Annotated in this window: 14 protein-coding genes and 1 tRNA gene; 4 read left to right on the plus strand and 11 right to left on the minus strand. The window is 61.7% G+C overall.

Translation table 11 applies throughout. From position 1 onward, the window contains the following. Window positions 1–461: 461 nt before the first annotated feature. A complete protein-coding gene (locus tag J5M58_RS19755; RefSeq protein WP_207879274.1) occupies window positions 462–752 on the plus strand; it encodes a hypothetical protein in 291 nt (96 codons plus the stop codon). Window positions 753–765: 13 nt separating this feature from the next. On the opposite strand, the gene J5M58_RS19760 is transcribed toward J5M58_RS19755, so the two are convergent. The 6 genes from J5M58_RS19760 to rpsU all read right to left on the minus strand — a co-directional run bounded on the left by J5M58_RS19760 (window position 766) and on the right by rpsU (window position 9,989). Further along, window positions 766–1,227 carry an Lrp/AsnC family transcriptional regulator gene (locus J5M58_RS19760; RefSeq protein WP_112251518.1) on the minus strand — a complete coding sequence of 154 codons (462 nt, stop codon included), beginning with the start codon at window positions 1,225–1,227 and terminating at the stop codon, window positions 766–768. A gap of 320 nt (window positions 1,228–1,547) precedes the next feature. Next, a tRNA-Ile gene (locus tag J5M58_RS19765) sits at window positions 1,548–1,624 on the minus strand. A 16-nt stretch (window positions 1,625–1,640) separates the two neighbouring features. Continuing rightward, window positions 1,641–5,384 (minus strand): bifunctional diguanylate cyclase/phosphodiesterase, encoded by a 3,744-nt coding sequence (locus J5M58_RS19770; RefSeq protein ID WP_207879277.1) that lies wholly within the window; start codon window positions 5,382–5,384, stop codon window positions 1,641–1,643. 185 nt (window positions 5,385–5,569) lie between these two features. Continuing rightward, window positions 5,570–7,420: an RNA polymerase sigma factor RpoD gene (rpoD, locus tag J5M58_RS19775; protein WP_207879280.1), complete on the minus strand. Its 1,851-nt coding sequence runs from the start codon at window positions 7,418–7,420 to the stop codon at window positions 5,570–5,572. A gap of 67 nt (window positions 7,421–7,487) precedes the next feature. Then, window positions 7,488–9,470, minus strand: coding sequence for a DNA primase (gene dnaG / locus J5M58_RS19780; protein ID WP_207879282.1), 1,983 nt, complete (start codon window positions 9,468–9,470; stop codon window positions 7,488–7,490). Between the two features lie 303 nt (window positions 9,471–9,773). Next, window positions 9,774–9,989, minus strand: coding sequence for a 30S ribosomal protein S21 (gene rpsU, locus J5M58_RS19785; protein ID WP_003255575.1), 216 nt, complete (start codon window positions 9,987–9,989; stop codon window positions 9,774–9,776). 204 nt (window positions 9,990–10,193) lie between these two features. Between rpsU and tsaD the strand changes: the two genes are divergently transcribed. Then, entirely contained in the window at window positions 10,194–11,219 is a 1,026-nt protein-coding gene (tsaD, locus tag J5M58_RS19790) for a tRNA (adenosine(37)-N6)-threonylcarbamoyltransferase complex transferase subunit TsaD (protein ID WP_112251526.1), read from the plus strand. A 3-nt stretch (window positions 11,220–11,222) separates the two neighbouring features. Here the strand turns inward: tsaD and plsY are convergent, their stop codons facing one another. Then, window positions 11,223–11,792 carry a glycerol-3-phosphate 1-O-acyltransferase PlsY gene (plsY, locus tag J5M58_RS19795; protein ID WP_112251528.1) on the minus strand — a complete coding sequence of 190 codons (570 nt, stop codon included), beginning with the start codon at window positions 11,790–11,792 and terminating at the stop codon, window positions 11,223–11,225. A 74-nt stretch (window positions 11,793–11,866) separates the two neighbouring features. On the opposite strand from plsY, the gene folB reads away from it, so the two are divergent. Together folB and folK are read left to right on the plus strand one after the other, a co-directional pair. Next, a complete protein-coding gene (gene folB / locus J5M58_RS19800) occupies window positions 11,867–12,223 on the plus strand; it encodes a dihydroneopterin aldolase (protein WP_004375185.1) in 357 nt (118 codons plus the stop codon). Next, a complete protein-coding gene (gene folK / locus J5M58_RS19805) occupies window positions 12,214–12,723 on the plus strand; it encodes a 2-amino-4-hydroxy-6-hydroxymethyldihydropteridine diphosphokinase (RefSeq protein WP_112251532.1) in 510 nt (169 codons plus the stop codon). Before folB ends, folK begins: the two co-directional genes overlap by 10 nt. A gap of 111 nt (window positions 12,724–12,834) precedes the next feature. On the opposite strand, the gene J5M58_RS19810 is transcribed toward folK, so the two are convergent. The 4 genes from J5M58_RS19810 to J5M58_RS19825 form a co-directional block, all read right to left on the minus strand. Next, window positions 12,835–13,941 carry a multifunctional CCA addition/repair protein gene (locus J5M58_RS19810; protein WP_112251534.1) on the minus strand — a complete coding sequence of 369 codons (1,107 nt, stop codon included), beginning with the start codon at window positions 13,939–13,941 and terminating at the stop codon, window positions 12,835–12,837. A 55-nt stretch (window positions 13,942–13,996) separates the two neighbouring features. Further along, window positions 13,997–15,565, minus strand: coding sequence for a SpoVR family protein (locus tag J5M58_RS19815; RefSeq protein ID WP_112251536.1), 1,569 nt, complete (start codon window positions 15,563–15,565; stop codon window positions 13,997–13,999). Next, the gene (locus J5M58_RS19820) at window positions 15,562–16,833 is read right to left on the minus strand and encodes a YeaH/YhbH family protein (protein ID WP_112251538.1); all 1,272 of its coding nucleotides are present in this window, start codon (window positions 16,831–16,833) and stop codon (window positions 15,562–15,564) included. The genes J5M58_RS19815 and J5M58_RS19820 overlap by 4 nt, the downstream gene beginning before the upstream one ends. Before the next feature lie 130 nt (window positions 16,834–16,963). Continuing rightward, entirely contained in the window at window positions 16,964–18,886 is a 1,923-nt protein-coding gene (locus tag J5M58_RS19825) for a PrkA family serine protein kinase (RefSeq protein WP_112251540.1), read from the minus strand. Window positions 18,887–19,145 lie beyond the last annotated feature (259 nt).

Genomic DNA, 19,145 nt, shown 5'->3' on the forward strand with positions numbered 1-19,145 from the left:
CTGAGTGAGGGTCGGATCAGTGAGAAATCACTGTCCAAGTGCTCGTGGAATGAGTGTCCAAGTCAGCGTGGAATCGCTGTCCAAGTGTTCGTGGAATGGGTGTCCAAATGCGCGTGGAATCCGCAGGCTGTGTTGTGCTTGGGATCGTGGATGATCAGCAAATTCCTACACCCATGGCGGGAATTAAAGAATTACCCTACGCCCGCTATAGCCTCGGTCTGGCTGCGTGGGAAAAGCCTCATTGTTAACTTCACTGGGTCGCCGCTGTTCGGGCGACTGGGTGTGAGAACCCATCTCCAACTTCGTACCAAGGCTTATGTCATGGCAGCCGTCGCGGGCAGGCTTTCGCCTGGCCGGATTTCCAAGTTGGCCGGTTCTCACCCCGTGCATGGCTGCCACCCATTTCCCGTGAGAAGGAGTTGGTGAGCGGTTTCCTCAAGACTCAATTTGGAAATTGCATCATGAAGAAGACTGATTCCAACCAACCCGAAAAGCTTAAACCCACCGCAGAAAAAACCTTCTGCAACTGCGAATCCAGCCACCCGCCATTATTCGCCGTCCGCCCCGGCATCGACGCCGCAGACGCCTTGGTCCACGCCTGCCTGCTGGCCCGTGGCCTCGATCAGATCGCCACCGACTACGCCCAGCATCACGCCCCCGAACGCAGCCGCGACATCGTCTGGTCGATGCAGCATTCCGCCGAAAGCCTTTCGGCGATTCTGGAAAGCCTGCTCGACGGCCAGGAAGCCTGACCGCCAGCCAGGTTCAGAGCGGCTGCCCGCGGTCCACCTTGCTGCTGAGAATGATCGATGTGGTGGTCTTCTCCACCCCGTCGACACTGCCGATCTGATCGAGCAACTGGTCCAGTTGCTCGGGCGAATCCGTACGCAGCCAGGCCACATAGTCGAACTCACCGCTCACGGCGCACAACTGCTGCACCTGGCCCATCGCACTCAGGCGCCGCACCACCTCCTTGCCCGAGCGCGGCTGCACCTTGATCCCCACATACGCCTGCAGCCCACCGCCCAGCACCCGCTGGCCCAGGCGCACGCCATAGCCGGAGATGACCTTGTTCTTCTCCAGCCGTTCAAGGCGCGAGTTCACGGTGGTGCGGGCGATGCCCAACTGGCGGGCGAGGGTGGCGACGCTTTCGCGGGCGTTGATCTGCAGCAGGGCGATCAGCTGGCGATCGATTTCATCCAGCGTGATGGAGCGGGAGTCCGACATGGCGAGTCTCTACGGTTGGCCTGCTAGCCTAGCCAGCCAGTGCAGGCCAGAGCAAGGGCAGTCACAGCTGGCCGCGCTACCGCGGTCCCTTTGTAGGAGCGGCCTTGTGTCGCGAAAGGGCCGCAAAGCGGCCTCAGGATTTCAGCGTCGATGCAGATATTGCTGGGGCCGCTTTGCGGCCCTTTCGCGACACAAGGCCGCTCCTACAGCTACCGCGGCGGCCTGGCCCAGGATGTAAACATCAGCCGTAGCTTTTTCATCCGGCAGAACTGCCGAAAAGAAAAAGGCCTACGTTCTGCAACGTAGGCCTTTGAGTTTTCTGGTGGGCCCACACGGACTCGAACCGTGGACCAAAGGATTATGAGTCCTCTGCTCTAACCAACTGAGCTATAGGCCCTCAGTAAGTCGCCGGATTATAACGAGGGTTTCGCACCAGTGCCATCTGAAAGATCCGATAGTGCTATGCGAAGAAACGTCGCCGGGAACTCCTCCGGCGGCAGGGGCAGGCTGACGATGTAGCCCTGGATCTGCTCACAGCCTTCAGCCGCCAGGAACCGTTGCTGGGCCTGGTTTTCCACACCCTCGGCAATGATGGTCAACTGCATGCTGCGGCCCAGGGCGATGATCGCTCGGGCGATGGCGGCGTCGTGGGGGTCGTCGGGCAGGCCGCGGATGAACGACTTGTCGATCTTGAGGATGTCCAGCGGCAGGCGCTTGAGGTAGCTCAGCGATGAATAACCGGTGCCGAAGTCGTCGATGGCCAGTTGCACGCCCAGTTTCTTCAGCTGGTACAGCACGGCCAGGGCTTCCTCTGCCTGGCTCATGATGAAGTTTTCGGTGATTTCCAGCTGCAGGTCGCCGGCCTTGAGCTGGTAGTGCTTCAGCAACTGTTCGATGCGCCGGGCGAGGTGAGGTTGGCGCAGCTGGGCGCCGGCGAGGTTGATCGACAATGGGCCGAACGGTTCGTAGTGCAGCTTCCAGGCCTGCATCTGCCGGCAGGCCTGTTCCAGTACCCAGTCGCCGATCTGGAGGATGGTGCCGTTCTCTTCAGCCAGGTGGATGAAGTGCTCTGGCGGCACTTCACCAAAGCTCGGGTGGCTCCAGCGGATCAGTGCTTCGGCGCCGACCAGGCTTTGGGTCTTGAGGCTGAGCTTGGGCTGGAAGCACAGGCTCAGTTCGTTGCGTTCGATGGCGCGGCGCAGTTCGTGCTCCAGGGCGATGCGTTCGCTGGCTTGGGCGGTGAGGTCGAGGGTGTAGGTTTCGACGCGGTTGCGGCCCTTGGCCTTGGAGCGGTACATGGCGGCGTCGGCGTTGCGAATCAGTGTGGCAACGTCGGTGCCGTCCTGTGGATAAAGGCTGATGCCGATGCTGGCGCTGGTGAAGAACTCGTGCTCGCCGGCCTGGAACGGCGCGTTGAAGCAGGTCAGCAGCTTGTTGGCAATGGCGCTGGCGTCGCTGGGTTTGTGCAGGCCGGGCAGCAGGATGATGAACTCGTCGCCACCCAGGCGGGCCACGGTGTCGACATCACGCACCTGCTCCTTCAGGCGTTGGGCGATGCCTTTGAGCAGCAGGTCGCCGACCGGGTGACCGAGGCTGTCATTGATGTGCTTGAAACGGTCCAGGTCAAGGAACAGCACCGCGCCCTTGCGGTTGGACAGCTGCGAGCAGGTGAGTGCGGCCTGCAGGCGGTTCTCGAACAGGGCGCGGTTGGGCAGGCCGGTCAGCGGGTCGTGGTGGGCTTGGTAGTCGAGCTTGGCCTGGGCGTGCTTGAGGCTGGAAATGTCGGCGAACACGGCGACGAAATGGGTGATTTCGCGCTCTCTGTTGCGCACGGCGCTGATGGTCAGCCAGCCGGGGTACAGCTCGCCGTTCTTGCGTTTGTTGTAGATCTCGCCTTGCCAGTGGCCCTCATCGGTCAGCTGGTGCCACATGGCGACATAGAACGCGCTGTCGTGCTGGCCGGAAGCGAGCAGGCGCGGGGTCTGGCCGAGGGCTTCGATCTCGCTGTAACCGGTGATTTCGCTGAAGGCGCGGTTGACGGCACTGATGCGCTGGTCGATGTCGGTGATCAGCACACCTTCGGCGGTGTTCTCGAACACTGTGGCGGCCAGCTGCAGCTTTTCCTGCATCAAGTGGCGCTCGGTGATGTCGCGGGCGATGGTCAGCATGCAGTCGTCGCCAGCAATCGGCAGCGGCCGTGCAGAGAGCTCGCAGAGGCGAATCTGCCCATCGCTGCGGCGCAGGTGGCAGGTGAAGTCGCGAACGAAACCGTCGCGGTTGAGCTGTTCGACCAGGCGCTTGCGCTCGTTGAGGTCGACCCAGATGCCCAGGTCCAGCGAGGTCTGGTCGAGGGTCGGGCTAAGGTCATAGCCGGTGAGGCGGCAGAAGCCTTCATTGACTTCGAGCAGCAAGCCGTCGCTCTGGCGCGACAGCAGCAGGCCGTCGGGCGAGGCGTGGAAGGCCTTGGCGAACTTTTCTTCGGAGGTCTGCAACTGCTCCTGGGTTTCCTTGAGCTGGCTGATGTCACGTACAGCCACCACCAGCGCGAGGTTGCCGTCGAGTTCGAAGGTTTCGGCTGAGGTCAGGCCGGTGAACAGTTGGCCGTTGCTGCGACGGAAGCTCATTTCCAGGTTGCGGATACCGCCCTGGTGCAGGCGTTCGAGCAGCCGCGGGCCGGTGCCTTCGACGCCCCACAGGTTGAGCTCGGTGGCGGTGCGGCCGATTACCTGGCCAGGGGTGAGGCCAATCTGCTCTTCGAAGGCTTCGTTCACTTCCAGCAGGCAGCCGTCGCTGTGGCGGGCGATCAGCAGAATGTCGGGGCACTGCTGGAACACCGAGGCGAACTTCTGCTCGGACAGGCGCAGAGCGTCCTCGGTGCGCTTGGTTTCGCTGATATCGATCATCAGGCCACGCATCACTGGCCGGTGGCCATGCTCGATCATGCTGACGATGTTGCGTACCCACAGTGGCTGGCCATCGGCCCTGATCACGCGGTAGTCGAGGCTGTGGTCGCGCCCGGCAGCCGTTTCGCTGTCGCAGTAGGCCTGGGCCCAGAGCGCATCATCCGGGTGCAGGATGCTGCGCCAGAAGCCGGGTTTGAGCCAGTCAGCCAGTGGGTAGCCGAGCAGGCCTTCGGCATGGGGCGAGACGTAGCTGTAGGTGAAGTCGTTGGCGTCGGCCTCCCAGGCGATGGCGGACAGGCTCTCTACCAGGCTGCGATAGTGGTACTCGCTGCTGCGCAGTTCCTGTTCCAGGGCGATCCGCCGGGAAATTTCCGAACTGAGCCGGCGGTTGATGCGGATGACCACTGCCAGCACTGCCATCAATACCAGCACTGCGGGCAGGCCATATACCAGCAGGTCCGACCAGAACATGCGTTGGTCGACCACATTGCCCACCCAGCGTTGCTGGATCTGGCTGACCTCGGCGCTGCTCATGTCGGCTATCACTTTGTCGAGAATGCCGACCAGTTCCTTCTTGTCGCGGGGGGTGGCCATGGCCAGCTGGTAGCGATAGGGCGTTTCGCCGCTGACGTAGAGGCCGTCGAGCTTGAGCTGGCGCAGGCTCCAGATGCTTGAAGCGAGGTCGCCGACCACCGCATCCACTTCATCGGTGGCCAAGGCCTGCAGGGTAGAACTGACGTTGGGCAGGGCCACCAGGTTGAGGTCTGGGTGGTGGGTGCGCAGCAGTTCGTGCGGAGCATAGTTTTCGACCACGGCAATCTTCAGGCCGTAAAGGTCGTCCAGGTTGCGCGGCTGTGCGCCGCCTTTGTGGGCGAGGATGACGATGGGGAAGTCGAGGTACGGTCGGGTGAAGGCCAGGTAGCCTTGGCGTTCGGGGGTGGACATGATGCCGGGCAGCAGGTCGATGCGGCTTTCGCGGGCTTGCGCCAGTACCTCGGTCCAGCTGCTGGGTTCGACCGGTTTGAGCGTCACACCCAGGCGTTGCTGGATCGTGGCGATGTAATCGGCGGCCAATCCCTGGTACCGGCCCTCCTGGTCGCGAAACTCGAACGGTGGCCAAGAGGCGTCTACGCCCAGGCTCAGCTGCGGATGGGCAGCCAACCAGGCTTTCTCCTCGTCTGTCAGGGTCAGGGCGCCGGCCGTTGTGTTCCACAAAATCAGGAGCAGCAACAGGATGGCCGGCATCGGGTGCATAGCGGCCTCGCATTCAAATGGTATGAAGTCGAGTGTAGACCGGCATTGCTGCAGCTGTGCAGTGGAAGGGCGGGCTTTGTGTTCTGGCTGTCGGAAGGGGTAAAAGGGGCTGCTGCGCAGCCCATCGCCAGAACAGGCAGTGCAAGGTGGAAAGAAAAACCCCGGCCTGGGCCGGGGTTTTGTCATCACTCGTCGAGGAAGGAGCGCAGATGCTCGCTGCGAGTCGGGTGGCGCAGTTTGCGCAACGCCTTCGCTTCGATCTGACGGATCCGCTCGCGGGTCACATCGAACTGCTTGCCTACTTCTTCGAGGGTGTGGTCGGTGTTCATGTCGATACCGAAACGCATGCGCAGCACCTTGGCTTCGCGTGCGGTCAGGCCCGAGAGCACGTCACGGGTGGCTTCCTTGAGGCTTTCGACCGTGGCCACATCGATCGGGGACTGCATGGTCGAGTCCTCGATGAAGTCGCCCAGGTGCGAATCTTCGTCATCACCGATCGGGGTTTCCATGGAGATCGGCTCTTTGGCGATCTTCAGTACCTTACGGATCTTGTCCTCAGGCATTTCCATGCGCTCGCCCAGCTCTTCCGGGGTCGGTTCGCGACCCATTTCTTGCAGCATCTGGCGGGAAATACGGTTGAGCTTGTTGATCGTCTCGATCATGTGCACCGGAATACGGATGGTGCGTGCCTGGTCGGCGATCGAACGGGTGATCGCCTGGCGAATCCACCAGGTGGCGTAGGTCGAGAACTTGTAGCCGCGACGGTATTCGAACTTGTCCACCGCTTTCATCAAGCCGATGTTGCCTTCCTGGATCAGGTCGAGGAACTGCAGGCCACGGTTGGTGTACTTCTTGGCGATGGAGATAACCAGACGCAGGTTCGCCTCGACCATTTCTTTCTTGGCGCGGCGGGCCTTGGCTTCACCGATCGACATGCGACGGTTGATTTCCTTGATCTCGGCAACGGTCAGGCCGGTTTCGGTCTCAAGGTCGATCAGCTTCTGTTGGCAAGCGACGATGGCAGCGTCCTTTTCACCCAGGGCGGCAGCCCACTTGGTGTTGCGCTTGGCCAGGTCACCGCTCCAGGTCTGGTCGGTTTCGTTGCTCGGGAACATGCGCAGGAAGTCGGCACGCGGCATGCGGGCGTCACGCACGCACAGCTGCATGATGGCGCGTTCCTGCTGACGCAGACGGTTCAAGGCGTCACGAACACGCTCTACCAGTACCTCGAACTGCTTCGGTACCAGCTTGATCGGCATGAACAGGTCAGCCAGGGCCTGCAGGGCCTCGACGCTTTCCTTGTGGGCACGACCGTTTTTCTTCAGAACCTTGTTGGTGGCCTGCAGCTGGTCGTTGACCGCACCGAAACGCTGGCGCGCGACTTCCGGGTCCGGGCCGCTCTCGGCCTCTTCCTCGTCGTCACCGCTTTCGGATTCTTCCTCTTCGTCGTCGGACTCTTCCTTCGCGGCGGCGGCCTTGGTGCCCGGGATCGGCACTTCTTCGGTCGGCGCGGCGATATTGTCGTCAGGGTCGATGTAACCGCTGAGAACGTCGGACAGACGGCCACCTTCGGTGGTGACACGGTCATATTCGCCGAGAATGTAGTCGACAGTGCCCGGGAAGTGGGCGATGGCGCCCATGACTTCACGAATGCCTTCCTCGATACGCTTGGCGATTTCGATTTCGCCTTCGCGGGTCAGCAGCTCGACGGTACCCATTTCGCGCATGTACATGCGCACCGGGTCGGTCGTGCGGCCGATATCGGTTTCAACTGCCGCCAACGCAGCAGCGGCTTCTTCGGCCGCGGCTTCGTCGGTGTCGGCTTCCGCCAACAGAAGGGCATCCGCATCCGGAGCACTCTCGAATACGTTGATCCCCATGTCGTTGATCATGCGGATGATGTCTTCCACCTGTTCAGGATCTGAAATATCCTCAGGCAGGTGGTCGTTGACCTCCGCGTAAGTCAGGTAGCCCTGCTCACGACCGCGGGTGATCAACTCTTTGATACGAGACTGCTGTTGCGCTTTTCCGGACATAACACCCTATCCACTGAAGGTCTTGGCGGGCAAAAAACAAGCCGAGGATTATACCCGAGCATGGGCCTCACGCGCCAGATGAGGTCGGCGTTTGTGCGGGAACATTCCGGCTCAGCAGGGCGAGGAGCTGGGTTTTTTCCTCGCTGGTCAATTCGCTTTGACGTGATTTCCTGAGCAGTTGTTCCAGGCTGCGCTCGCGTTGGCGGGCGGACAAGCTAGTTATAGTGTCGAAAAACTGTTGTTCAAGGTTGTCGGCAACGATCAGCCATTCCTTTTCCGCCAGGGCCCGCAGCAGGCGCCCCTGTTCGGTGCCGTGCCATCGTGCGATCAGCTGCATTGAGCTTAGCCCAGGATTTTTCTGCGCGGCTTCGATCAGTGCCACCAACAGCTGGCTGTAGAGGTGTTCTTCGTCGGCGAAGTGGCTGGCATCCTCCACCTTGCCGGCCAGCAGCGGGTGGTGCAGCAGGGTGCGCAGGGCGGCCAGGGTAGGCGGCTCGACCGGGGCCGGCACGCGCGGCGGCGCTTCGTCGCGTTGCTGCCATGGCTTGCCGCCCTTGCGGTTCTTGTCCCAGGGTTTGTCGCTCCACTGCTTCTTGCCGGCGCCCTTGCTCGGCTTCCATTCCTGTTCCTGATGAACGGGGGCGAAGTCGTGCTGCGGCATGTCGCCGTAATCGGGGGTGTAACTGGCCATGGCATCGTAGTCGTAGCCAGGGTCGTAGTCCGGCACGCTGCTGGTGGCCGGAGCGTGTTGTGCCAGTTGTTCGACCTGCTGTGGGTCGAGGCCGGTGATTTCCTTCAGGCGGTTGCGCATCAGCTGGCGCAGGTTGGCACCGGGGATCTTTTCGATCAGCGGTGCGGCCAGGGTCGCCATGTGCGCCTTGCCTTCCAGCGAGCGCGGGTCGGCTTCGACGCCTAGTTGCTCGAAGAAGTAATCGGCCAGCGGCTGGGCGTGCTGGTTGATGCGGGCCATGAAGGCATCGGTGCCTTCGGCGCGCACCAGGCTGTCCGGGTCTTCGCCTTCGGGCAGGAACAGGAAGCGCGCGCGGCGGCCGTCCTGCAGGTTCGACAGGGTCGACTCCAGGGCGCGCCATGCGGCCTTGCGCCCGGCCTGGTCGCCGTCGAAGCAGAACAGCACGCTGGGTACCACGCGGAACAGGCGCTTGAGGTGCTCTTCGCTGGTGGCGGTGCCGAGGGTGGCCACGGCGTTGCGCAGGCCCTGCTGGGCCAGGGCGATGACGTCCATGTAGCCTTCGACGACGATGATTTCGTCAAGGTTGCGGTTGTGCTTGCGCGCCTCGTACAGGCCATACAGTTCCTGGCCCTTGTGGAACACCGGGGTTTCCGGGGAGTTCAGGTACTTGGGCTTGTCGTCGCCAAGCACCCGGCCACCGAAGGCGATGATGCGCCCGCGGCTGTCGCGGATCGGGAACATCACCCGGTCGCGGAAGCGGTCGTAGCGCTTGCCGCTTTCGGCGTTCTCGATCAGCAAGCCGGCATCGATCATCACCTTCTGCTGCAGGGTGTCGGCACCCAGGTGCTTGAGCAGGTTGTCCCAGCCTGGCGGGGCGAAACCCAGGCCGAAGTCACGGGCGATCTCCCCGGACAGGCCGCGGCCCTTGAGGTAATCCACCGCCGCCTTGCGGGTCGGGTGGCTGCGCAGGGCCTGGCGGTAGAACTCCGAGGCGGCGTCCAGCAGCGGGTACAGCGGCGAATCAGTTGGCTGGCGCGGCTTGTGGTCGCGGCGGCCTTGCTCGCGGGGTACTTCCATGCCGGCGGCGCGAGCCAGTTCCTCGACGGCCTGGGGGAAGTCCAGGTTGTCGTGGTCCATGACGAAACCCAGGGCGTTGCCGCCGGCGCCGCAACCGAAGCAGTAGTAGAACTGCTTGTCGGGGCTGACCGTGAAGGAAGGGGTCTTTTCCTTGTGGAACGGGCAGCATGCGGAGTAGTTCTTGCCGGTTTTTTTCAGCTGGACGCGCGAACTCACCACATCGACGATGTCGAGGCGGTTGATAAGGTCGTCAATGAAACTCTGGGGAATCAGCCCGGCCATGGCAGTCTCGTCATCTGGCAACTGGCAAGTCTAATCGCTCACGCGCCGAATGGGGCGAGTGCCGTTTGGGGAAGTGCGAGGGAATGTGTGCTCGTCGCCAGCCCCTGAGGGCCCGTCAGTCGGACGTGCACGTCTGGTCATACAACAAGGAGGACCAGCTCTGACGTTTCAGGCAGGTTGCCCATGTGCAGTTCGCATGACGCTCGTGCAGGGCCTTGAGCTAGCTGCTCAAGTTTGAAACTGCCACTGCCATCGCCCGGCGGTTAGCCGGGCAGGGCAGAAGCTTTGCGTAGAACGTCTGTATTAGTACAGACGAACGGCGCGGCGCTGTTCGCGCTGAACTTTCTTGGCGTGACGCTTAACAGCAGCAGCTGCTTTGCGCTTACGCTCGGCGGTCGGCTTCTCGTAAAACTCGCGGCTACGAACTTCAGCCAGTACACCGGCTTTTTCGCAGGAGCGCTTGAAACGACGCAGAGCTACGTCGAAGGGTTCGTTCTCTTTAACTTTGACGGCTGGCATCCAGGGCTACCTTAATTCATTACCGGGGTAGACGTGCTCCTGGCAAAACAAAGGTGTGCTGGAGAACGTCGGTTTTCAAGGGTTGCGGATGTTAACCCTTAGCAAGCCGGAATGCAAAGCCTCTGATCGAAAACCGCTGGTCGGCATCCAACACGGGGACTATCATGCGCGGCTTCGAATTCAGCCCCCACAAGGGACGAACCCATGCTAGTACTGGGATTGGAAACATCCTGCGACGAAACTGGCGTCGCATTATACGACAGCGAGCGCGGTTTGTTGGCCGACGCGCTGTTCAGCCAGATCGACCTGCACCGCGTGTTCGGCGGTGTGGTGCCGGAGCTTGCCTCGCGTGACCACGTCAAGCGCATGCTGCCGCTCATCCGCCAGGTGCTGGACGAGGCCGGCTGCGTCGCCACCGAGATCGACGCCATCGCCTACACCGCGGGCCCTGGCCTGGTCGGTGCCCTGCTGGTGGGGGCCTCCTGCGCCCAGGCGCTGGCCTTTGCCTGGGACATTCCGGCTATTGGCGTACACCACATGGAAGGCCACCTGCTGGCACCCATGCTGGAAGAAAACCCTCCGGAGTTTCCGTTCGTCGCTTTGTTGGTTTCCGGTGGCCACACCCAGCTGGTGCGGGTCGATGGCATCGGTCACTACGAGCTGCTGGGCGAGAGCCTGGACGACGCTGCCGGCGAAGCGTTCGACAAGACCGCCAAGCTGATCGGCCTGAACTACCCCGGTGGCCCGGAAATCGCCCGCCTGGCCGAGCGCGGCGTGCCCGGCCGCTTCGTGTTCCCGCGGCCGATGACCGACCGCCCGGGCCTGGAGTTCAGCTTCAGCGGCCTGAAAACCTTTGCCCTGAATACCTGGCAGCAGTGCCGCGATGCCGGCGACGACAGTGAGCAAACCCGTTGCGACCTGTCCCTGGCATTCCAGCAGGCGGTGGTGGAGACTTTGACCATCAAGTGCAAGCGGGCGTTGAAGCAGACCGGCCTCAAGCGCCTGGTCATTGCCGGTGGCGTCAGCGCCAACAAGGCCCTGCGTGCGTCCCTCGAGGACATGCTCGGCAGCATCAAGGGCAACGTGTACTACGCGCGTCCGCAGTTCTGCACCGACAACGGCGCAATGATTGCCTATGCCGGCTGCCAGCGGTTGTTGGCCGGGCAGCAGCAGGACTTGGCAATCAGCGTGCAGGCACGCTGGCCAATGGAGCAGCTGCCGCCGGTTTGAGCGTTAGAAGTGCCGTTCACGGCCCGCGAACAGGTCGCGCAGGTTGCTGCGGTGGCGCCATACGATCATCGCCGTCAGCACGGTTATCGGTAGCAGGGCCTCTGGCTCGCGCCAGGCCAGCAATGGCAGGGTCAGGGGTGTGGCGATCAGCGCCGCCAGCGAACTGGTGCGGGTGAGGTAGAAGGTCAGCAGCCAGGCGCCAATGGCCAGCAGCGCGGCCGGGAAGTACAGGGCCATGAGCATGCCGGCGGCTGTTGCCACGCCCTTGCCGCCCTGGAAGCGGAAGTACAGCGGGAACAGGTGGCCCAGCACTGCGCACACGCCAACCCAGGCCTGCGCGTGCAGGTCCAGCCCGGTACCGCGGGCGAGCAATACCGGCAACAGGCCCTTGCACAGGTCGCCAAGCAGGGTCAGGATCGCCAGTTTACGGCCTGCCAGGCGTAGCATGTTGGTGGCGCCGGCATTGCCTGAACCGCTGGAACGCGGGTCCGGGCTGCCTGTAAGGCGGCTGAGGACGATGGCGAAGGACAGCGAGCCGAGCAGGTAGGCGAGCAACGCCAGTAACCAAAACATGCTAACTATTCCGGGCGAGGACGCCCTGATTCTAACGGCGCCAGTCGCCCTTGTCGTGCTGTGGAGAGAAGTGCTTGGACAGAGTGTTCATCGAAGGCCTGGAAGTCGATACCGTTATCGGTGCCTATGACTGGGAGCGGGATATTCGCCAGTGCTTGCGCCTGGACCTGAGCTTTGCCTGGGACAACCGCCCGGCTGCGGCCGGTGACGACCTGAACCTGGCGCTGGACTATGCCAGTGTATCGGCGCGCATCCAGGCGTTTGCCGAACAGGCCCGTTTCGAGCTGGTGGAAACCTTCGCCGAGCGCCTGGTGGCGACGTTGATGGAGGAGTTCCACATCCCATGGGTGCGGTTGAAGCTGACCAAGCCAGGTGCGGTGCCGGCGGCCCGTGGTGGTGTTGGCGTGGAGATCGAGCGCGGATGTCTCTGAGCACGGTTTACCTGGGCCTTGGCAGCAATGTCGACCGCGAGGTGCACTTGTGCGCCGGGCTCGATGCGTTGGCGGGCATCCTGACCGACATGCGCTGTTCGCCGGCGTTCGAAAGCCAGGCGGTGGGGATCAAGAGCGGGCCGTTCATCAACTTCGTGGTGACCGGGCAGACCGCGTTGCCGTTGATCGAACTGGACCGCCGGTTGAAGTTCATCGAGGCCGACAATGGCCGCTATGCGCCGGACCGCAAGGGGCTGCCGCTGGATATCGATGTGCTGATGTATGACGACTTGAACGGCACCTTCGATGGGCTGGTGTTGCCTCGTGCCGAGATCCTGAAGAACGCCTTTGTGCTGTGGCCGCTGTCGCTGCTGGCGCCCGAGTTGTTGCATCCGGGGGTAGGCAAGACAATGGCGCAGTTGTGGCAGGAGGCGCGGATTGATCAGGTGTTGGCTCCGGTTGCCTTCGAGTGGCGGGGGCTGCAGCTGACTCCAGCATGAGCCTGTACTGGCCCTTTCGCGGCTAAAGCCGCTCCCACAGGTTTAGGTGCGAGGTTCAGAAAATGCGCGGTTCCTGTGGGAGCGGCTTTAGCCGCGAAAGGGCCGGTATGTTCAACCGAGCTTGTAAGCCTCGAGCGCTTTCAGCCGCTCACTTTTGAGCGCTTCACCCAAGCCCTGGCCAGTCAGCCCTGCCTGCACCAACGGCTTCACATCCACTGCCCGCGCCGCCGCTGCTGCCCCTCGCAGATAGTCGGCCTGTGGATAAACCGATTTGCCCTCGCCCAGTGCTGTCATCTCGCAAACGATCAGGAAGTCCTCGAATCGCTGCGGCCGTCGATACACATCGAACTGGTGCAACAACTCCAGCACTGCCGTGGCAGGCAACTCCGGCGCCTGGCCAGCTTTCGCCAGGCACTCACCGGTCAGCAACGCCAGTTCCTGGCATTCCCGCGGCGCCTTGAGGCGCTGGTTAACCGCCTTGATCGAGGCGGGGGGCAGCGTGTGCAACAGGCAGGCCCAGCGCACGTGCAGAGCCTGTTCGTGCAGCGCGGCCTGCTCCAGCGCTGCCAGGCCCTGGGTATCGTCATCAAGCTCAGGCAGCAGCTCTGGCAAGGCCCCGCAAACGCGCAGCACCTGGAAGAACACCTGCGGCTGCGCCTCCATCAGCGCGCGCTCGATTTCTTTCCAGCTGCGCTCGGCGGTCAGTGCCTGCAACTCGCCCGAGGCACTGATCAGGCGCATCAACTCCAGGGTCTGGTCGGCAACCCTGAAACCCAGCGGTGCATAGCGGGCAGCAAAGCGCGCGACACGCAGCACGCGCAATGGATCTTCGGCGAATGCCGGGGAAACATGCCGCAAAAGGCGCTGATCGAGATCTTGCTGACCGTTGTACGGGTCATAAACCGTGCCGGCTTCATCCTCGGCCATTGCATTGATCGTGAGGTCGCGGCGGATCAGGTCTTCTTCCAAGGTCACATCTGGGCTGGCGTGAAACGTGAACCCGCCGTAGCCGCGGCCGCTCTTGCGTTCGGTACGCGCCAGGGCGTATTCCTCGCCAGTTTTCGGGTGCAGGAACACCGGGAAATCAGCCCCGACCGGGCGATAACCTTTGGCAAGCATTTCTTCGACGCTAGCGCCGACCACCAGCCAGTCGATATCGCTGACAGGGCGGCCGAGCAGGCGGTCGCGTACCGCGCCGCCGACTTTGTAGATGTGCATGTGCAACTCTCCATAACTGCCGACAGGATAACCCGTCGGCAGCCATGGGGTAGCATCAGAGGTGGTGGATGACCGCCAGGTCCATGCGCCCGTAATCGGCGTTTTCGCCGTGCTCGCCGCGTGGTGGCATATGGTGCGTCTTCATCACCTGCTCGCCCTGGACGGTCTCCAGATGGATGTCGAAGCCCCACAGGCGGTGCAGGTGCTTGAGCACTTCCTCGGTCGAGTCGCCCAGCGGTTTGCGGTTGTGTTGCTGGTGACGCAAGGTCAGCGAGCGGTCACCGCGGCGGTCGACGCTCCAGATCTGTACGTTTGGCTCGCGGTTGCCCAGGTTGTACTGCGCCGCCAGTAGTTCGCGAATGGTCCGGTAGCCGGCCTCGTCGTGGATGGCAGGTACATACAGGTCGTCGCGCTGGTCGTCATCGAGGATGCTGAACAGCTTGAGATCGCGCATGACCTTTGGCGACAGGTACTGCAGGATGAAGCTCTCGTCCTTGAAGCTGCTCATGGCGAACTTGATGGTAGAAAGCCAGTCACTGCCGGCAATGTCGGGGAACCAGCGGCGATCTTCTTCGGTCGGGTTTTCGCACATGCGGCGGATGTCGGTGTACATCGCAAAGCCCAGTGCGTAGGGGTTGATGCCGTTGTAGTAGGGGCTGTCGAAGCCGGGCTGGAACACTACGCTGGTGTGCGACTGCAGGAACTCCATCATGAAGCCTTCGGTGATAAGCCCCTCGTCATACAGGTCGTTCATCAGCGTGTAGTGCCAGAATGTCGCCCAGCCTTCGTTCATCACCTGGGTCTGGCGCTGCGGGTAGAAATACTGGGCGATCTTGCGCACGATGCGCACCACTTCACGCTGCCAGGGCTCCAGCAGCGGGGCGTTCTTCTCGATGAAATAGAGGATGTTTTCCTGCGGTTCGGCGGGGAAGCGCGCATCATCTCGATCGTTACCCTTGTCGGCGCTCTTCGGAATGGTTCGCCACAGGTCATTGATCTGCCGCTGCAGGTGTTCCTCGCGCTCCTTCTGCCGCCGCCGCTCCTCTTCGGCGGAAATCGGATAAGGCCGCTTGTAACGGTCGACACCGTAGTTCATCAGGGCATGACAGGAGTCGATCAGGTCTTCCACGGCATCGATGCCATGGCGCTCTTCGCACTGGGCGATGTACTGCTTGGCGAACACCAGGTAGTCAATGATCGAGCTGGCGTCGGTCCAGGTGCGGAACAGGTAGTTGCCCTTGAAGAAACTGTTATGGCCGTAGCAGGCATGGGCGATCACCAGTGCCTGCATGCACATGGTGTTTTCTTCCATCAGGTAGGCGATGCACGGGTCGGAGTTGATCACGATCTCGTAGGCCAGGCCCATCTGGCCACGGCTGTAGGACTTCTCCGTGCTGAGGAACTGCTTGCCGTAGGACCAATGGTGATAACCCAGCGGCATGCCGACCGAGGCATAGGCGTCCATCATCTGCTCGGCGGTAATCACCTCGATCTGGTTGGGGTAGGTGTCCAGGGCGTAACGCTCGGCCAGGCGGCTGATTTCCCGGTCGTAGGTCTGGATCAGTTCGAACGTCCACTCGGACCCGGTGGAAATAGGTTGGCGTCTCTGTGCTCTGGCGGTCATGTGGCTAACCTGCGCTGGAAGAGTTCACGGAAGACCGGGTAGATATCGCCGGCCGATACCAACTGCTGCTGGGCGAACGTGTCGGGGAAGGCTTCGCCTATGCGCTCGTATTCGTACCACAGCGCCTGGTGTTCACGAGGAGTGATTTCAACGTAAGTGTAGTACTGCACATGCGGCATGATCTGCTTGGCCAGGATGTCGCGGCAGATCGGCGAGTCGTCGTTCCAATTGTCGCCGTCGGAAGCCTGGGCGGCGTAGATGTTCCAGTCGCTGGCCGGGTAGCGTTCGGCCATGACCTCCTGCATCAGCTTCAGCGCGCTGGAAACGATGGTGCCGCCGGTTTCCCGCGAATAGAAGAATTCTTCCTCGTCGACTTCACGGGCGCTGGTGTGGTGGCGGATGAATACCACTTCGATGCGGTCGTAGTTTCGCTTGAGGAACAGGTACAGCAGGATGAAAAAGCGCTTGGCGATGTCCTTGGTGGCCTGGGTCATCGAGCCGGACACGTCCATCAGGCAGAACATCACCGCCTTGGAGCTGGGGTTGGGTTGCTTGACCAGCAGGTTGTACTTGAGGTCGAAAGTGTCGAGGAAGGGCAGGCGATTGATACGTGCCTTCAGGCGTTCGATCTCGTGTTCGACTTCCTGGATATCGGTGAAATTATCCGGTTCCTCAACCTTCAGGCGGGCGAGTTCCTTCTGCGCTTCGCGCAGCAGTGCGCGGCTGCTGCCGGTCAGGGCGATGCGCCGGGCATGGGCCGAACGCAGGGTGCGCACGATGTTGATGCGTGACGGGTTGCCTTCGTTGGCGATACCGGCGCGCACGGTCTTGAAGGTGTCGGCCCCGGTCAGGTGACGTTTGACCAGGTTGGGCAGCTCGAGGTCCTCGAACATGAACTCGAGGAATTCTTCCTGGGTGATCTGGAAGACGAAGTCGTCCATGCCCTCGCCGGAATTGCCGGCCTTGCCACGGCCGCCGCCACCGCCGCCACCCTGTGGCCTGGGGATGTGTTCACCGGCGGTGAATTCCTTGTTGCCTGGGTGCACGATGGTCTGCTTGCCCCCGCGACCATGGTGCAGCACCGGTTCGTCGATGTCGCGCCCCGGGATGCTGATCTGCTCGCCATGTTCCATGTCCATGATGGAACGGCGGCTTACCGCCTCTTCGACGGCTTTCTTGATATGTTCGCGGTACCGCCGCAGGAAGCGCTGGCGGTTCACCGTGCTCTTGTTCTTGCCGTTCAGGCGTCGATCTATAACGTAGCTCATGGTCCCTCCGGTAGCTGGGAACAGCTGCACGCTTCAAGCTACGAGCTGCTGCAAGCAATGGCAGCAAAGCAGCTGCCGCCGCCCAGGGCTGGCATAGCAGCCCTGGGCGCGCGGTGGGTAGCTTGTCGCCTTATTGCGATTTCCTGACCCGCAGGTACCATTCCGACAGCAGACGAACCTGTTTGTCGGTGTAGCCACGCTCCACCATGCGCGTGACGAAGTCGTTGTGTTTCTGTTGGTCCTCCTTGCTTGCCTTGGCGTTGAAGCTGATGACCGGCAGCAGGTCCTCGGTGTTGGAGAACATTTTCTTCTCGATCACCACCCGCAGCTTTTCGTAGCTCAGCCAGCTCGGATTCTTGCCGTTGTTGTTGGCACGGGCACGCAGCACGAAGTTGACGATTTCGTTGCGGAAATCTTTCGGGTTGCTGATGCCGGCCGGCTTCTCGATCTTCTCCAGTTCTTCGTTGAGGGCGATACGGTTGAGAATTTCGCCGGTTTCCGGATCGCGGTATTCCTGGTCCTGGATCCAGAAATCGGCATACAGCACGTAGCGGTCGAAAATGTTCTGGCCGTATTCGCTGTAGGACTCCAGGTAGGCGGTCTGGATTTCCTTGCCGATGAACTCGATGTAGCGTGGGGCCAGGTACTCCTTCAGGTAGCGCAGGTAGCGTTCGCGCACTTCGGCCGGGAACTGTTCCTGCTCGATCTGCTGCTCCAGCACATACAGCAGGTGCACCGGGTTGGCGGCCACTTCATGCGGGTCGAAGTTGAACACCTTGGACAGGATCTTGAACGCAAAGCGGGTCGACAGGCCGTTCATGCCTTCGTCGACGCCGGCGGAATCGCGGTACTCCTGGATCGACTTGGCCTTCGGATCGGTGTCCTTGAGGTTTTCCCCGTCGTACACCCGCATCTTCGAATAGATGTTGGAGTTTTCCGGCTCTTTCAGGCGCGACAGCACGGTGAACTGGGCGAGCATCTTCAGCGTGTCTGGCGCGCAGTGGGCCTTGGCCAGCGAGCTGTTGATCAGTAGCTTGTCGTAGATCTTGATTTCGTCGCTGACGCGCAGGCAGTACGGCACCTTGACGATGTAGATCCGGTCGATGAACGCCTCGTTGTTCTTGTTGTTGCGGAAGGTGTGCCACTCCGATTCGTTGGAGTGGGCCAGCAAGATCCCGGAGTAGGGGATGGCGCCGAGGCCTTCGGTACTGTTGTAGTTGCCTTCCTGGGTGGCAGTGAGCAGCGGGTGCAGGACCTTGATCGGGGCCTTGAACATCTCGACGAATTCCATCAGGCCTTGGTTGGCCCGGCACAGCGCACCCGAATAGGCATAGGCGTCGGCGTCGTTCTGCGGGAATTCTTCGAGCTTGCGGATATCGACCTTGCCGACCAGGGCCGAAATGTCCTGGTTGTTCTCGTCGCCGGGTTCGGTCTTGGCGATGGCGATCTGGTTGAGAATCGACGGGTACAGTTTCACCACCTTGAACTTGCTGATGTCGCCGCCGAACTCCTGCAGGCGTTTGGTGGCCCAGGGCGACATGATGGTGTTCAGGTAGCGCCGCGAGATGCCGTACTCTTCTTCGAGGATGGCCCCGTCTTCGGTGGCGTTGAACAGCCCCAGGGGCGACTCGAATACCGGCGAGCCCTTGATGGCGTAAAACGGTACCTTTTCCATCAGCTGCTTGAGTTTTTCGGCCAGCGACGACTTGCCGCCGCCCACCGGGCCCAGCAGGTAGAGGATCTGTTTCTTTTCCTCCAGGCCTTGAGCGGCGTGGCGGAAGTAGGACACGATCTGGTCGATGCACTCTTCCATGCCATGGAAGTCGGCAAAGGCCGGATAGCGGCGGATAACCTTGTTGGAGAAGATTCGCGACAGTCTGGAGTTGGTTGAGGTGTCGATCAGCTCCGGCTCACCGATGGCCAGCAACAGCCGTTCGGCCGCCGATGCGTAGGCACTGCGATCCTCTTTGCACAGCTCGAGGTACTCCTGCAGCGAGAGTTCTTCCTGGCGCGTAGACTCGAAACGTTGTTGGAAGTGGCTAAAAATACTCATGACGTCACCTCGCTCGATACGTGGAGACGACGCCGGATCAGTCAGCTGATGCTGGCATGCAACCGGGTTTGCCGGCTGCTGTATACCCCCCAGAACACCCTGTAACGCTACCGATGACCCGCACGCCGGTGTACCGGCTCTCCCCTTTTTCTGGATGGCCTGCGCTTAAGAATAGTTGGTTATCCGCAAGGTCAAGGGCGAGGGGCGGAGAAGTTGCGAACGACCGTTCGTCAGATAAGCCGCAAGCCCGCACGGGGCG

Origin of the sequence: Pseudomonas sp. 32_A, from assembly GCF_017490905.1 — a bacterium.
Classification (GTDB): domain Bacteria; phylum Pseudomonadota; class Gammaproteobacteria; order Pseudomonadales; family Pseudomonadaceae; genus Aquipseudomonas; species Aquipseudomonas inefficax.

What these genes read in the sequence shown, in the direction of transcription:
- tsaD (WP_112251526.1), top strand. Translation starts at nt 10,194, where the DNA reads ATGCTAGTACTGGGATTGGAAACATCCTGCGACGAAACTGGCGTCGCA.
- J5M58_RS19810 (WP_112251534.1), bottom strand. Translation starts at nt 13,941, where the DNA reads ATGCACATCTACAAAGTCGGCGGCGCGGTACGCGACCGCCTGCTCGGC.
- rpoD (WP_207879280.1), bottom strand. Translation starts at nt 7,420, where the DNA reads ATGTCCGGAAAAGCGCAACAGCAGTCTCGTATCAAAGAGTTGATCACC.
- dnaG (WP_207879282.1), bottom strand. Translation starts at nt 9,470, where the DNA reads ATGGCCGGGCTGATTCCCCAGAGTTTCATTGACGACCTTATCAACCGC.
- J5M58_RS19825 (WP_112251540.1), bottom strand. Translation starts at nt 18,886, where the DNA reads ATGAGTATTTTTAGCCACTTCCAACAACGTTTCGAGTCTACGCGCCAG.
- J5M58_RS19760 (WP_112251518.1), bottom strand. Translation starts at nt 1,227, where the DNA reads ATGTCGGACTCCCGCTCCATCACGCTGGATGAAATCGATCGCCAGCTG.
- J5M58_RS19755 (WP_207879274.1), top strand. Translation starts at nt 462, where the DNA reads ATGAAGAAGACTGATTCCAACCAACCCGAAAAGCTTAAACCCACCGCA.
- J5M58_RS19770 (WP_207879277.1), bottom strand. Translation starts at nt 5,384, where the DNA reads ATGCACCCGATGCCGGCCATCCTGTTGCTGCTCCTGATTTTGTGGAAC.
- plsY (WP_112251528.1), bottom strand. Translation starts at nt 11,792, where the DNA reads ATGTTTTGGTTACTGGCGTTGCTCGCCTACCTGCTCGGCTCGCTGTCC.
- J5M58_RS19820 (WP_112251538.1), bottom strand. Translation starts at nt 16,833, where the DNA reads ATGAGCTACGTTATAGATCGACGCCTGAACGGCAAGAACAAGAGCACG.
- folK (WP_112251532.1), top strand. Translation starts at nt 12,214, where the DNA reads ATGTCTCTGAGCACGGTTTACCTGGGCCTTGGCAGCAATGTCGACCGC.
- rpsU (WP_003255575.1), bottom strand. Translation starts at nt 9,989, where the DNA reads ATGCCAGCCGTCAAAGTTAAAGAGAACGAACCCTTCGACGTAGCTCTG.
- J5M58_RS19815 (WP_112251536.1), bottom strand. Translation starts at nt 15,565, where the DNA reads ATGACCGCCAGAGCACAGAGACGCCAACCTATTTCCACCGGGTCCGAG.